We start from the raw sequence: 14,978 nt of genomic DNA on the forward strand, positions 1-14,978 counted from the left end.
GATCTTCTTTTACGATGCAGGGTAGTGTAGAGATTGAGGAACAGTGATCTGGTAACGCTCGTCGAATCGACCGTTAGTCACTACTTGACGTTTACCTGAACCGAGTTGTATTTGAGATTCATCAAGACGGCCAAACCATTGATGGCCATAGTAATCACTCAGAAAGAGAAATATGCGGTTGGTCTGAACAGCATTACTGCGATTAAGAAGTGACTGCACTTTTCTTGGGCTCAAGTTAACTAAACCCTGAAATAATTCGGCGGCGTGTTCAAAACGAATATTTTTCCCGATAGCATCGACCACTTCATAAGCTGCGAGTTCCGGGCGACTGGCTCTGAGTTCCTTTCCTTTTACGGTTACTGTAGTGAAATCTTTGTCAGTTAGTTCACAAAGCTTTTGGTTACCACTATATAACCAGGGCTGTTCGGAAAACTCCCGAAACCATTTGGGCAGGATTTGCTTGCTTCTGGTCCCAACCCAGACCTGTTCTGAATTCAGTTGCAGATAATGGCTAAGCCCCTGGTGAGTCAAACTGCTAAGCCCTGCAAGGTGTATTGGCAACTGTAACTGTTGAGTAAGAGCCTGCAATGCGTCCGGCCAGTCAGGTTTGATCTTGCCACTGGGTTCCGGACGATAGTAGACACCAGAGCTGAGTCTCTTCAACCAGCCGCTTTTGGCATATTTCTGGGCTAGGGAATAACGTATACCGTTCTCCGTCAGCCATTGTTGGAGCACCAGAGAGCCCGGAGAGGTATGGTTTATTAGCCAGTTTATTTTAGATGACATATTAATACCCAAGGTGTTAATTTATATCTTATGCCAAACATACAGGTTTGTCTAAATGCAGATATTAATACCTAAGGTGTCAATATATTAAATATCATAAACTGCGCTGTTTTGATCAACGTACTCCTCTAACCTTTTCCCAAGTACTGCTATAGGTTTGATGCCGATTATCAAGATAGTTGGCCAAGTCTGACAACCGAATCATCATCGGCGACTTCCTACTTTCAGTCAGCCGCACTACCGGTACAGGTAGTTGTTGGGAAGCTGCCGCTGCTTTAGCTTTTTCTCACATAAACCAAAAAACTCGTCACATACCTCTTCGAGGCGGACGTAAGGTTTCTCGTACTTGGCAAAGAGCATCAGTTCAGTATTCATAATATTCAGACTATGACATTGGGTATTAGTGAGGGTTAAAGTGAGGCTTGCTAAATAGATTTATTTTTTCAGTTAGCAAACCTTTATCCCAGGTTTCATTGGTGATTCTGGTTTTCTGGAAGTCATCTTTATTGATCCAGCCTTGTTGATAGCCGCCTTTCACCACCCCTATCAGGAATACATGGACTCGTAAAAAATGCCCAAAATTTGAATGATCGTCCACTGCCTTTCCTTCAAGCCAATCACATGTTCCTCCTGATTATTGACCGTTAATACACTAAGCCCCTGGAAACAGAAAAATACCCATCTTGCTGTTGGGTTCTGGCAGGGCTTTTTTTTCTGGTCTGGAAATACACGACTTTGCTTTTTCAGTTCCTGCCTGATTCTGTGCTGGATAGCAGCATAGACCATCAGGCATAGAGTCATCACCATTAACAGGGCTTCAATACGTTCCGCTTTCTTCAGATAGAGCGAAGAGACCAGAAAGTCCGGGCTCTTCAGGAACCGAAAGCCGCCTTCAACTTTTTGTTGCGACTTATAAGTAGACAGCAGCTCAGAGGCATTCAAACTATTTTTATCCAGTTCATTGGTGCTTAGGATAAAACAACCCAGTGAGGCTTCTGCATGCTCCCTTTTCTTGCAGGAAACAAAGCATTCAGCCTGCACAAAGTACTCGAAGTGATCAGGCTTGCTATCCGGCGATGGTCTTCCTTTGCCCGAATAGCAGGGTTTACGGATAACCTCTGGCTCTGTTTCGCTTTGGCAAAGTTTCGATTGTTTCTGCCACAAGGCAAAAGCCTTCAATGCATCGTCCCGGCACAAAAAGGCCTTTTTGCTCAGCTTCTCCAGATCACGGGCCTCTTTCAGTGACTGCTTTTGCATCTTTCGGGTCAATGTTTTCCGTTCACTAAGCCCGCGCTTTTTGTTGAGAAACAGGAACCATCGTTGCTGAACCCCTCCGTAGCAGGAAGGCACTTCAGCTGAGTAGTAATCTTCATAGCCTTCAACAGGCACCAGCGACACGGTTGGCGCTTTGCAGACCAGCTCCTTTGCCTCCTTGATGTTCAGGGGTACCCGGGAGATAAACAGCTGCTTTTGCTCATCAAGCAACTGAAGGGTTTCTGCAACATACATGGCAGCATCAGCAACCAGATAGCGGCTATTCAAAGCGGCCTTAAAACATGACAGATGATTTTTGATAATTTCCTGAAAACAGGTTTTGTCGTTTACATTACCGCTGGCAGGGGCCATAAACACAGGGATGCCCGCCTGATTTTCAGTCATTAACTGCAAGACTACCTGATTCAGGTCAGGCCGGTGGTCACGGCTGTAACCTTGGCAGATATGAATACAATTTAAGTCGTCTGGATTGTCATGACTGTTATAGACTCCATCCACATGAAAGCTGGTGCCATCCAGATTTAATGCCTTGCAAGGAAGTTTCAGATGATTGACGACCTTGACGGCCAGATTGAGATACAAGTCGCTAACACCAGCGTCGTACAAACTGTCGAGAGCCCGACCAAGTACCTTGTCGTTCAAGTGTTCAGCCTGTATACCTTCCCCGATAAGGCGGTCAATCGGCTTATCCTCAAAAAACTCAGGGAGCATGTACAGAGTTTGCCCCGTAAAGCCCAAGCCATTGATGATCATTGCAACTACAGCTTGTCCAATAGTGACATTACGAACATCGGAGTCATTTGTGATACGGGCATCAATGTATTCGGCTATCTTTAACTCCCGACACATAGCGGCAACCAAGCCAAGGTGGTTGAGGTTCTTAGACTGGTATTGAGCTTGAGGCATGTTGGTGCACCTGAATGTCTGTTTATTTCTTTGACAACAGATTTTAGGCAAATATCAATCGGGGTGGTGAAAGGCAGGTCCAATCTACGAATTGCAGGAACACTCTCTGCTCTGGACAGCCATGACTCAACCCCCATGGCCACAGGGTTGTGGTATGCAGTGCATCAGATTTGTCAGTCAAATGCCGAAAGGCGCTTGATTCTGATGATTACTGATGGAGCACCGGATATTGACCACTATGATGCGGTGGTTGACCTGGTGAAACGTTGTGAGTACTCAGGGATAGATGTTATGGGGCTGGGGATCAGTATTCAGCTACCAGAAGAGCTGTTCCCAAAAAGCCTGATGATTGAGCAGTTGTATCAGCTGAAATCTTCTCTGTTCGCTTTGACCAGGGACTGGCTGCTGCACTGAAACTAAAACGCCACTCACTGCTTTTTTGCTGTAGAGTGGCGTTTTCTTCCTGAGCAACTAAATCTTGCCATAAGGCACGATCCGGAATTATTGCTTCTTTTTGGGCATGTTTGGGAACGAAAATTGAGCTTGGGAGTAACAAAAAATTACTCCCAAACACCTGCTCTAGTCATCTAACTCGTTGATATCATTATCAAATCCCATATCATGAAACTCATACCACATGACATTGATGATACCAAAGGCACACGCAAGGAGTACGCCCAGAATCCAGGCAAAATACCACATAGTCTGCCCTCCTTAGTAAAGTGAGTGGGTGTTTTCGTTAAGGTGTTCTGCTGTCATACGACCCCACAATTTGTAGAAACACCAGATGGTGTATCCCAGAATGATGGGAACAAATATCATGGCAACCACTGTCATAATTCCCAGCGTCAGGTAACTGGACGTTGCATCCCACAGTGTCAGGCTAACGTTAGGGTGGGTGCTGGACGGCAGAATAAATGGAAACAGTGAGAAGCCGGCTGTCATGATAATGCCTGCCTGGGTGATTGAACTGCAGGTAAAGGCCAGGCCGTGCAGACGGCTGTTGGCCAGCAGGAAGACACCAATGGCGCCAGCAAAACCCATGACCGGTGCAATCAGCATAACCGGGTACTTGGTGTAATTAGCCAACCAGATGCCTGCGTCAGCTATGTGAACTGTTTTGATCAGAGGGTTGGCTTCGCCATTCATAACCAGACCGCTGACGACCTCAAAGCCGGGCAGGTTAGCTACCCAGACACCCGCGAGTGCAAAGGTGACAATGGTCGCAAGGGCAGAGATGCGGGCGACAATGGTCGCACGCTCTTTGATTGGGCTACCAGAGCGCATGCTTTGCCATACAGATCCCTGCATGGTTAGCATAGAGACACTGACAACACCACAAAGAAGGGCAAAGGGGTTCAACAATGAGAAGAAACCCTGAGTAAAACTGGAGCGCATTGTGTCATCCAGATTAAAACCAAAGCCCAGGAACAGGTTGCCAAAGGCTACGCCGAATACCAGAGAAGGTACGATGCCGCTGATAAAGAGACCCCAGTCACAGTACTTTGTCTGCTCGGGTTTAACCTTGGAGCGATAATCAAAGGCCAGCGGACGGACAATCAGTGCGAACAGAACCAGCAGCATGGCCCAGTAGAAGCCAGAGAAAGCTGTGGCATAAACGATAGGCCACGCCGCAAACAGTGCGCCACCTGAAGTGATCAGCCAAACCTGGTTGCCGTCCCAGTGAGGGGCGACGGCATTGATCATGATACGACGTTCTTCGTCAGTTTTGCTCATGAAAGGCAGCAGGTTGGCGGTCCCCAGATCGTACCCGTCCATTATGGCAAAGCCAATGAACAGGACTCCGATCAGAACCCACCAGATGAATTTGAGAACTTCGTAGTCCATAAGGGCCTCCTTTTATGCCTGAGCCATATCGTCGGTACGATTGCGTTCAAAGTGGTAGCGGCCAGTGTGCAGGCTGCTAGGGCCTTTGCGGGCATATTTAACGATCAGGTAAATTTCGATAATGATGCAGATACTGTAGAGCGCAGTAAAACCAATGATGCTGAGCCAGAGGTCAGCTTCTGTCCGGGTAGAAGCAGACAGGTAGGTAGGCAGAATGCCTGAGATCGACCAGGGTTGACGACCAAACTCAGCAACGAACCATCCCATTTCACTGGCAATGAATGGCAGTGGCAACGCATAGAAACAGAGTTTGAGGAATTTTGGACTATTGTACTCAGTTCTGCGGGCCGTCTTGTAGAAGGCGGTTACAAGCAGCAGGAGCATCACAACACCGAGACCTACCATGATTCTGAAAGAGAAAAACAGTGGCCACACGGTCGGAATAGCCTCTTCTGCAGCCTGCCGAACCATTTGGGGTGTCGCGCTTCGAATGTCGTCGGTATAGCGGCTGAGCAACAAGCCATAGCCCAGGTCATCCACGACTTTATCAAACTCGCGACGATTGTCGGGTGTATCTTCACCATTTTTAAGTTTTTCAAGCAGTTCGTAGGCTTTGATACCATTGTTGATTCTCTGAATCTTGTCGTCGATCAGATCTTTGATACCCAGTACTTCTGTGTTTGTTGAGCGGGTTGCGATTATGCCCATGACGTAAGGGATTTTGATCGCGTAATCTGTTTTCTGCTCTTCCTGGTTGGGGAGTCCAAAAACAGTAAAAGCGGCCGGTGCAGGTTCGGTGTCCCACTCGGCCTCGATCGCTGCCAGCTTGACCTGCTGTACGTCACCCAGTTCATAACCGGATTCATCGCCAAGCAGAAGCGTAGAGAGGATGGATGCCAGACCAAAGCCTGCGGCCACCGCAAATGAACGACGAGCGAAACCTATATCACGGCCTTTAAGCATGTACCAGGCACTGATAGACAGTACAAAGATGGCACCTGTTGTATAACCGGCAGAAACCGTATGAATAAATTTCACCTGGGCTACAGGGTTCAGAATCAGGTCAGCAAAGTTGGTCATTTCCATGCGCATGGTTTCATAATTGAACTCTGCACCTACCGGGTTCTGCATCCAGGCGTTAGCAATCAGTATCCACATGGCCGATAGGTTAGTACCTATAGCCATGAGCCAGGTACAAGCCAGATGCTGAACTTTACTGAGTCGGTCCCAGCCGAAGAAGAACATGCCGACAAACGTTGATTCGAGGAAGAAGGCCATCAGGGCTTCAATGGCCAGTGGAGCACCAAAAATGTCACCAACATAATGGGAGTAGTATGACCAGTTGGTTCCGAACTGAAATTCCATGGTGAGGCCGGTAGCAACGCCGAGTGCAAAGTTAATACCGAACAATTTACCCCAGAATTTGGTCATATCCCGATAGACTTGTTTGCCGGTCATAACATAAACCGACTCCATGATCGCCAGAATGAAGGTCATGCCCAGGGTCAGCGGCACAAAGAGGAAGTGATAGAGTGCTGTCATCGCGAACTGGAATCGCGACAGGTCGATGATTTCGTCTGTAATCATGGTGCTCCTCGTTTATGACAGTGTTAAATCAAATCCGTACTGAAAATCAGAAAATGCATGCTGCCACAGAGGTCCTTTTTGTGCTGCAGTTACCGCGCATTCTGGATAATAGATACATGCTAAATGCATGTATCTGGCCGGTGCGCCGGTATATACGAGTTTTAGATGGGTCTGGATCAATCTGTGGCTGGTTAAACAGATTTGTGGACATGTTACTCGGATTTGTTACATATATGAACTACAGTAGGACGCAAAGTTTGATCTTCATCAAAAATGTTTAAAATATATTGTTATCCAGGTTTTTTTTAGGGATATAAATGTTTTTTGTTTGAATATAAAGAATAAATCACTGTGTAAAAACGAAACATTCGAAATGTAAAGTGGATTTTTGGCTATAAGGAATGCTGATGGATGTAATATCTGTCTATCAGTATTTCTGATTGGCATATAGAAAATATTTGCTCGGTTGATTGTTATCAGGATGGGCTGAGAGGTGACTCAGCCATGGCTTCTGGCAGAGCTGTATTTGCTGATGACTTTATTGGCGTTGTATAAGTCAATGTGCCATTTGTTACTGGCAGGGGGAACTTCGATGGGCGAAATATTATCCCGTGAATAGCGAGCGCTCATAGGGCTCTCGAACTGGGCAATGAACTGTAATCGTTTCAAATCGGCCTGATAGGTGTGTACCAGGAAGTTAATGGTTCTCTCACTCAGGGGGACGCGATAGTAACGGATCAGGTTCTGGGCCAGTTTCTCGGCACTGGCCGAGAGGTTTTTATCAACATCTGCGGCCAAAGCTTCTCCCAGCGCTGCCTTGGTCCTGGCGCTCATACCGGGCTCAAGAAAAGCCAGGCTGGAAGCATTGGAACTCTCAATAGCCCTCTGAATCTGTGGGTCATGAAGATGTATGTAGGGGTCTAGAATAGTTGCCACCTCGATGGCCACCTCCCTGGCACGTGTTTCTGTCAGGTATCTCCGTGCAGGCGACAGGGAGTGGACTCGATGGCTATCTTTTCTCAAGCGGGTTTCCTTTGAAAACGCTTCCAGACGGTTGGCAACCTCCATTCTGGTGTCATCGTCCAGTTCGATACTCTGCTCTGAAATAGTCAGGCTGCGTTTTAAGTTCTCTTCAGGGTTGTGCTGATGGAGTGTGGAGAGTTTTTGCCAGTACTTCAGGGCGCGTTTGAGTTTGTCGCTGTCCCGTCCCTGTTTCAGGTAGGCGCGGTGAGCTTCATTGTAGAGTTGAATGGCTTTATCGAGTTGTTTGCGTTTTATGTTCAGGGCCTTAACGTGTTTGCCGGTTTTATGGGTCAGGTCCCTGGCCTGGCGAACCTGCAAACTGAGAGTGTCGAGTGACTCCCTGACTGCCGCCAGCAAATTCCGGGGGCTCAGGCCGTGATCGGTAATAATGTCATTCTGGATATCAACATTATGGAGCCAGGTTGCCAGAGCCTTGAGGCGTGAGTACACCCTGGCCCGGCTGATCCGGAAATCATTGCGTTCTTCCTCGAGCCTGTCCAAAGCCTTGGCCAGATCCCAGCGACCGGTATACTCAATTTTCAGCCAGGAAATTTTGCGCCCGCAAATCAGCTCGAAGCATAATATGAGTATTTCCTCGACATCGTGAAGGGTCATCAATTCTTCATTATCTCGCTCGCTGGCAGTGAGAATCCGCTCAATAAACAGAGGCTCCCTGGGTTGCCCTTCATGGGGTCTGGCCACGATCCCGCTTAACCTGTTTTTGAGCGCTTTGGCTATGCGTGGGTGAAGTTCTTTGAGTTCGTTTTGATAACGCTCTGTGTCATCGGAGACTTCGTGAACAATGTCATGCATTCTGTGATAAAGGCCAGCCCTGCGAAATATTTCAATCTGTTCGGCCTTGCGGGCCAGATCGGGGTCACCCGTAATATCTTCGATGGCTGTTGATATCCATTCCGGACCAAGATCGAACTTTTGCAAGAGAATACCGGCAGAGTGGATGCGACGTGCATCTTCGGTCATATTACGTTGGGTCAGATCACGCACCATGTAAATGATTTCGGGAATTCGGTCGATGATGCTGAGCAGGTTGTTTTTGTCTTGATTGATCCGTCGGCCGTGGGTAACGTCGTAAATTAGCTTGGTGAACAGACCCAGACCAATGGCAACAATAGAATAGCCAACAAAATACAGGGTTTTGTCCAAAGGCATCATGGTGCCGTAACCAATATAGTAGCCTGCAAAGGCGGCCAGAAGTGTGACCGGACCGGCAGTCCAGGCGTACTGCAGTATGGTGACACTCCAGGGCTCCTGGTGAGGAGCGCGTGCCACTTTCTCCAGCCAGCTTAAATTTCGTTCTTCAAGCTGCAGGTCTGCGTCATTCCGTTGCCGTCTCCAGCGACTGAAAAGAGCGGTCATTGTCGTATATTACGTTTTTTTCGGTAGGAGATGAGTACTATATTCTAAAGCCTCAGTGTGACGGTGTAGTATATGTAGATTTACGTTTCAGGATAAGCGTTTTGTAATCTCTTCTCGCGCAGGCTGTCCAACTTTGTCTGGTTCACCAACCGATAGTCGAATATCTGCACAGGAAGGTGCCCGACAGACTCTGTTCTTACCCAGATGCTTGGCCTGGTATAAAGCGTCGTCTGCCTCTTTAAGTATTTTGTCGAGAGTGTCGGTCTGCGGACCGGTGGCAGCAATGCCCAGGCTGAGGCTCAGGGGAACAGGACCTCCCTTGTAGAGTAATGCCGAGTTCCTGAGTCGCTCAGCGATCTTTACGCCCCTGACAGCATCTGTGTTGGGCAGGAGAACAACAAATTCTTCGCCGCCATAGCGGGCAATCAGGTCCTCTTGACGAAGATCTTTCCTTAGTTGACAGGCAAGGTCAGAGAGAACCTTGTCACCCGCCGGGTGACCGAAACGATCATTGATCTGTTTGAAATCATCGATATCTATGAAAATCAGACAGGATTGGGACTTTGCGGAATCAGGGCGGTGAAGCAGTTCTGAAGCCTCATTGACAAAAGCTCTCCGATTCAGAAGACCCGTCAGTGAATCAAGGCTGGCCTGCAGTTTCCAGAATCGAGTCTGCTGATTGGCCTGAAACAGGGTTCGCGCATGGTTGCTGATGTCGGTTATCTGTTGCCACTTCAAAGGTCTGTTGGGTTGGCTTCCCGGTGAGACCACCAGCAGACTATGGTGGTTTTCTTCACTGTGAAGCAGAAATATCCAGTATTTAACGCCGTTTCGATCTTCAAGCCGGATATGGTGCTTTTGTTCCGAGGTAATGATGTTCATCAGCTCATCTTCAATACTGTCAATACTGTTTGTTAGAATCTGGGCTGCTTTAGGGTAATGGCTGCTGACATCCCACTGGTCTTTATTCTTAATCAGTATCATAGAGGGTGTATCGGGTATTATCGCATCCAGAGTTGCCAGAATACGCTGTCGAATGGTCTTTTCATCCATTAGTGCATTGCTGGGTGCCTGAAGATGTTTGCGAAGGGCTGAATCAAAGACTCGTCGTTTATCAAATTGGCTGTTAACCAGATTGATAGAGATAGCCTGGCGATTCTTGTGTTTGCGGTTAATCCAGTAAAGACCGTTAATTAGCATGGATTGGAGAGCAATTAATGCCAGTTCGGCCTGACTGGGAATGACTCTGGGCCACTCTTTTGAGGCCCAGCTGCTAAATAGGGCAAAGAACAGTGTGAGCATGACCGGTAACGCCAGTTTGGCGGGTCTGACACCCTGCGAAAAAATAGTCAGAAGGCTGGCAATGAGCAGGACTGCGGACACTGCGATCATTAAAAATGCCGCATTGAGAAGCAGGGTTTTCTCTGTGGCGAAGAAGCTGAGAACCAGTCCGACCGACAGGCAGCTAAGCCAGAGCATAAGTCTGTCTGTTTTGGGATTATAGAGTGCCAGCAAACCGAGGTTCTTGTAACAGCCCAGGGCCGAGACAAGGCTGATGACCGTCATGATCAGCACCCAGAATTCGGGGTCCCAGGACCCGTTAATTATCCAGAAAATGTCGCCTTGGTAAAATACGATCAGCGTCGTGGTGGCCAGCAGGTGTGCAGTAAGCAACAGGTAGGAAGGGTGCCGGGTGTAGATCATTACAGCCGCTGTAACGATCAGAAAGAGCAGAAGCAATGCCAGCAGTGAAGCTGACAAGGCCTGATTTTTGTATTCATCCAGCATGTAGAGTGATTGTGGCCAAAGGTGAGGGTTCAACCTGTTTGGTTCTGAGCTGTCCACACGTATATAAATGTCGTGGGTTTTGTTCCCAGGTAGCCGGAGTTTCAGAACTCTTGGGTCTGACTTGCGGCTTTGACTGCCAATACCCAATGAAGTGATCCGATAACCCTTTTCAGAAGGTGTGAAGACATCAAGTTTCTTGTGGGGAGTCCTTCTGAATACCAACAACCAGTCTGAATTAAGAGAATGATTCAATGTCAGGCGGAGTTTGTACCAGCGATCACTGGTGCCGGGCTGTTTTCCGCTCAGGATCGCTTCCGGAGCAGGAACCGAAGTCAGGAAGCTGACCAGTTTAACCGGTCCAGACGGTGAAGATTCTGCAACGGAAGTCCCGTGGGTAGCCTGGCTGACAAAAAAGATCAGCAGAAGCACCAGAGCCCTGATGAAAATGACTGCTCTTTGCGAACAGGTTGAGAAGGTCAATAGAACCCGCAATTCAGGCAGTCCTCCATGACGAATTGACAGCTTTTCACTCTTCCTTCAAAGGGTCGTCTGTTAAATCTATTTACCCTGTAAATGATTGTGACACAGACAAGGTGTGCAGGCCAAGGTGGCAGAGCGGATTCGTCACTAATTTAACTTCGACTGACGTTGCTTGTCACTGGTGCAACGAGTGTACATCAGGACATCGAGTCCTGATGTAGTGGAAATTACATTGCAAAGTGCTCTTTAGAAAAAGTGACTTTCTCGTTAATAGGCATAGTCCAGTTGGGCAGAGACTCAATCAGCTCCAGACGGGGCTGGATGCCGCAGTCATTGGCGATCTGGATAGCCAGGCCGGGTCGGGCATTGAGTTCAAGGATCAGTGGACCATCCCTCTCATCCAGGACAATGTCCACGCCCAGATAACCCAATCCTGTCATGTCATAACAGGCTGATGTCAACTTGAGCAGTTTGTCCCAGTGAGGTACTGCCAGTTTTTCAAAGCTGTGACCCGTGTCAGGGTGCCTGTCAATCGGCAGATCAAACTGGACGGCTCTGAGGCTTTTGCCAGAGGCAATGTCCAGACCCACTCCAACGGCTCCCTGGTGAAGGTTGGCTTTACCATCAGAAGCCCGGGTGGCCAGACGCAGCATGCCCATCACCGGAAAGCCCCGGAAAACAATCATACGAATGTCCGGCACACCTTCAAAGCTGTAATCATTAAATACCGGGTCTGCCACGATCAGGCTCTCGATCATGGCTACATCACTTTTGCCTCCGAGACTGTAAAGGCCACCCAGAATGTTGGAAACATGTCGGTTGATGTCTTCAAATTCCAGAGTGTCGCCGCTGGCTTTTACATAACGTGGACCGTCGCGACCCACGATGACCAGAATGCCTTTACCGCCACTGCCCTGGGCGGGCTTGATCACGAAACTGTTGTGTTCTTCAAGCAGGGTACCCAGATCTTTAATGTCGTGCTGGTATTCGACAACACCCAGCAGTTCAGGGACGTCTACATTGGCTTTTTCTGCCATCCTTTTGGTAGTGAGCTTATCGTCCACCTGAGGTAGCAGTTTGCGGGGATTATATTTGATAACATAATCGAGGTTCCGCATGTTCATGCTGAGAATCCCGGCCTCGTGGAGGCTGGATGGACTGGCAAAACTGCGAAAAAATCGTTTGATGAACTCCATGGGTTAACCTCCAACCAGAGGCTTGAAGCGACGAAGTTCCAACAGACGGTAACCGGTGTATTGACCCAGCATGAGGGTCAGACCCAGAACGGTCAATAGCAACTCCGGAAAGTTATAGGTCAGGTGCTCAACCAGTGGGTTGGACATTAGCAGGTAACTCATAGTGGCCACCAGCAGACTACCAGAGCCTTCAATCAGTACGTCTTTGGGGCCTTCTTCTTCCCAGAGGATAGACATTCTCTCAATGGTCCACGCCAGAATAATCATTGGGAAGAAGGTCACGGTCAGGGCCTGGGTAATCCCCATCTTCCAGGTGAGTACGCTCATAACGCCCATTATGCCTATGACGACAATGATCACCGCCGCCAGTCGGGCGACAAGGAGCATATTGAGTTGACTCAATATCGAGCGAATCCAGAGGCCGATGGAAACTATGGTGACAAAGATAATCAAACCAGGCAGTAACTGGGTTTCCAGGAAGGCCACGGAGATCAGGACCGGCATAAAGGTTCCTGATGTTCTCAGGCCGACCAGGATACGCATGATCAATACGACCAGGGTGCCAATCGGAATGAGCAGAATGCTCTTGAAGGCATTCTGGACTTCCAGAGGCAGGGCGTAGATAGAGAAATCGACCAGTGCTGCATTGTCAGCCCGGGACGTTTCAATGGCCAGATCCCTTGTTGGCTCGTTCTGGGAAATCATCGAAAAAGAGACCCGGGACGCTGTGCCACCCATGACATCCAACAGGGATTTACCACCTCGTTGCCAGAGGAAGAAGTTTTCCGGGTTTCCGGATGCTCCGGTTTCAGGATCAAAGAGTAACCAACCATCATTGGTGTAGACTTCCAGCATCTCTACTATGGGCTGACGACGTCTGCCGTCTTCGAGGTAAAGGCCTCGAACAACCCGGGCCGGTATATCGGCCATGGAGAGCATCTCGATCAGCAGATTGGTGAGCTCAGCACGGCTATCAATCATGCTAAGCAGCATGTTGGTATTCTGACTGGGCTGTTGGGCAATAAATTCCTTGATCAGGGTGCCTGTGAAACTTCGACTATCAGCAGAGCGTTCTTTCACCTGTTCCAGCAGTGAGTCTGCTGCAGTCTGATAAGGTTCCGGCAGGGACGGTTTGGCCTTCAGGGTGTCGTTGTTTTCTTCAACAGGAGGGGCCAGAGGTTCCACCAGTTGTCGATCCGGATGCAGACTCACCTTGTAAAACAGGCTTTGTTTGCCACTGGCCTTGCGAATGCTCCACTCTGCACGACGTTGTCCTTCATCATCATACTGGTTGATGCCATAACCCGGAGAAGCAAAGGATTCATTCAGAATACGGAAGCCGGATTGTTGATCGGGTAAGGTCAGGGATGCCTTGGCGGGTCCACCGTCGGCCTTGAACTGTATTTCAGCTTCAACACTCCAGACGGTGGTAGTTTCTCCCCGGGTTAAGGGAAACCCCAGGGCAAAGTGTTTGTATAAAGTCAGGCCCAAACCTGCCGCGATCAAAATGACCACCGCCAGACTGAGTTGAAAACGTCCTTTCATTCAAAACCTCACTTCTTTTTCTCAGCAATATTTTGCTGGGCAACATCAACCAGAGCCGTATTGCTCAGGAGTCTTTCACCGATAAGAATCGGATGCTCGTAGCCAGTGCGATTGGTCAGCGTAAATTCAACATTTTTGGAAATCTTTCCCAAAGTTATGGGAATAAAGACAGTAACCCGGCTCTGGTTTGCCAGACCGCCGTGACGTTTGATTGAAACTTCACGATGGACTTTGCGCTCAAAGGTCCGGCTGTTGTCACCATTGACGATCTTGAAACGAACCCACTCTTCGCCATTTTTTGTGAAGTATTCAATATCGGTTGCATCAATGGAAGACGTTTTGGCACCTGTATCAATACGTGCCTTGAATGGGTTCTTGAATCCTTTGATACGAACCTCTTCAAGCTCTCCAAACAAAGCAAGACCACTGACGTCGACAGGCTTGTCAATCTGTTTCTTGATACTCAGGTTGCCGCCAGTCGGGAGCTTAACGGTCAAGGTATCCAGGACTTTCTCGGTTGCGATGTATTTCTTGCCAACATTGGCTATGGCCATGTCTTTGAGAAAATCCCGACCAATGAGCAGTGGGAATTCAAAACTTTCCCTGTCGTTCAGTGAGACATCCAGGTTCTGGGTAATATCGCCGACCTTGACGTTTATATTGACGACATAACGGGTCTGGGACTCTTCACCGCCCGGAACCTTGATCAAGACAGTGTCTTTGACGGGGAGTTCCAGAGTGACATTGCCCTTGCTGGTTCTGGGGAGGTCAAAGCGAACCCACTTTTTACCATCCCGTTCAAAGTTCTTAATGTTTCTGGCATCAATCGACGAGCGTCCTGCACCGGTATCGATCTTGGCATTCATTTTCAGACCGTATTCTGTGAGAGTGCCTATCTCTGCAAAACCCAACACCAGTTTTCCGCCAACACGGGCGGGGGTTTGAACCAGTCGCTGTTTAACAGAAATGGTATCCGGATGAAGAGGCTTGGAAGGTTTAAAAGTTTGTAATTCTTCTGTCTTCTGTTTTGAGTCGGGCGCCTCGGTTTCTGTCCTGGAGGTCTTTTGACTGTCCGTAGTTTGAGCAGGTTTTTGTAGTACCTGGCAGCCAGTCAAAGCGGATATCGCCAGGATAAGCGCGGGTAATGCCGGAAAACGGGTCATGGGT

General features: G+C 48.5%; 11 protein-coding genes and 1 pseudogene. 1 reads left to right on the forward strand and 11 read right to left on the reverse strand.

All coding sequences use genetic code 11. The annotated features are described in order from the left end of the window. Positions 1–9 precede the first annotated feature (9 nt). The 3 genes and pseudogenes from ACOJUO_RS19505 to ACOJUO_RS19515 form a co-directional block, all read right to left on the reverse strand. On the reverse strand, positions 10–786 hold the full coding sequence (locus ACOJUO_RS19505) for a type IV toxin-antitoxin system AbiEi family antitoxin domain-containing protein (RefSeq protein WP_422137886.1): 777 nt from the start codon (positions 784–786) through the stop codon (positions 10–12). A gap of 115 nt (positions 787–901) precedes the next feature. Then, positions 902–1,057 (reverse strand): annotated as a pseudogene (locus ACOJUO_RS19510) (pyocin activator PrtN family protein); the annotation flags it as partial. Positions 1,058–1,332: 275 nt separating this feature from the next. Then, positions 1,333–2,967 (reverse strand): IS1634 family transposase, encoded by a 1,635-nt coding sequence (locus tag ACOJUO_RS19515; protein ID WP_422137887.1) that lies wholly within the window; start codon positions 2,965–2,967, stop codon positions 1,333–1,335. Positions 2,968–2,997: 30 nt separating this feature from the next. On the opposite strand from ACOJUO_RS19515, the gene ACOJUO_RS19520 reads away from it, so the two are divergent. Beyond that, entirely contained in the window at positions 2,998–3,381 is a 384-nt protein-coding gene (locus ACOJUO_RS19520; protein ID WP_422137888.1) for a hypothetical protein, read from the forward strand. A 165-nt stretch (positions 3,382–3,546) separates the two neighbouring features. On the opposite strand, the gene cydX is transcribed toward ACOJUO_RS19520, so the two are convergent. The 8 genes from cydX to ACOJUO_RS19560 all read right to left on the reverse strand — a co-directional run bounded on the left by cydX (position 3,547) and on the right by ACOJUO_RS19560 (position 14,974). Beyond that, entirely contained in the window at positions 3,547–3,669 is a 123-nt protein-coding gene (gene cydX, locus ACOJUO_RS19525; RefSeq protein WP_422137889.1) for a cytochrome bd-I oxidase subunit CydX, read from the reverse strand. A 12-nt stretch (positions 3,670–3,681) separates the two neighbouring features. Then, a complete protein-coding gene (gene cydB, locus ACOJUO_RS19530) occupies positions 3,682–4,815 on the reverse strand; it encodes a cytochrome d ubiquinol oxidase subunit II (RefSeq protein ID WP_422133609.1) in 1,134 nt (377 codons plus the stop codon). A gap of 12 nt (positions 4,816–4,827) precedes the next feature. Next, positions 4,828–6,402 carry a cytochrome ubiquinol oxidase subunit I gene (locus ACOJUO_RS19535; RefSeq protein WP_422133610.1) on the reverse strand — a complete coding sequence of 525 codons (1,575 nt, stop codon included), beginning with the start codon at positions 6,400–6,402 and terminating at the stop codon, positions 4,828–4,830. Positions 6,403–6,900: 498 nt separating this feature from the next. Beyond that, a complete protein-coding gene (locus ACOJUO_RS19540; RefSeq protein ID WP_422133611.1) occupies positions 6,901–8,802 on the reverse strand; it encodes a hypothetical protein in 1,902 nt (633 codons plus the stop codon). 87 nt (positions 8,803–8,889) lie between these two features. Then, complete coding sequence (locus tag ACOJUO_RS19545) at positions 8,890–11,082, reverse strand: diguanylate cyclase (RefSeq protein ID WP_422133612.1); 2,193 nt, start codon at positions 11,080–11,082, stop codon at positions 8,890–8,892. 215 nt (positions 11,083–11,297) lie between these two features. Next, positions 11,298–12,266 carry an alpha-L-glutamate ligase-like protein gene (locus ACOJUO_RS19550; protein ID WP_422133613.1) on the reverse strand — a complete coding sequence of 323 codons (969 nt, stop codon included), beginning with the start codon at positions 12,264–12,266 and terminating at the stop codon, positions 11,298–11,300. A gap of 3 nt (positions 12,267–12,269) precedes the next feature. Then, a complete protein-coding gene (locus ACOJUO_RS19555) occupies positions 12,270–13,811 on the reverse strand; it encodes a UUP1 family membrane protein (RefSeq protein WP_422133614.1) in 1,542 nt (513 codons plus the stop codon). Between the two features lie 8 nt (positions 13,812–13,819). Continuing rightward, entirely contained in the window at positions 13,820–14,974 is a 1,155-nt protein-coding gene (locus ACOJUO_RS19560; protein WP_422137890.1) for an ATP-dependent zinc protease, read from the reverse strand. Between the last annotated feature and the right edge of the window lie 4 nt (positions 14,975–14,978).

The organism is Endozoicomonas sp. ALC020 (genome assembly GCF_049275935.1).
Classification (GTDB): Bacteria; Pseudomonadota; Gammaproteobacteria; order Pseudomonadales; family Endozoicomonadaceae; genus Endozoicomonas_A.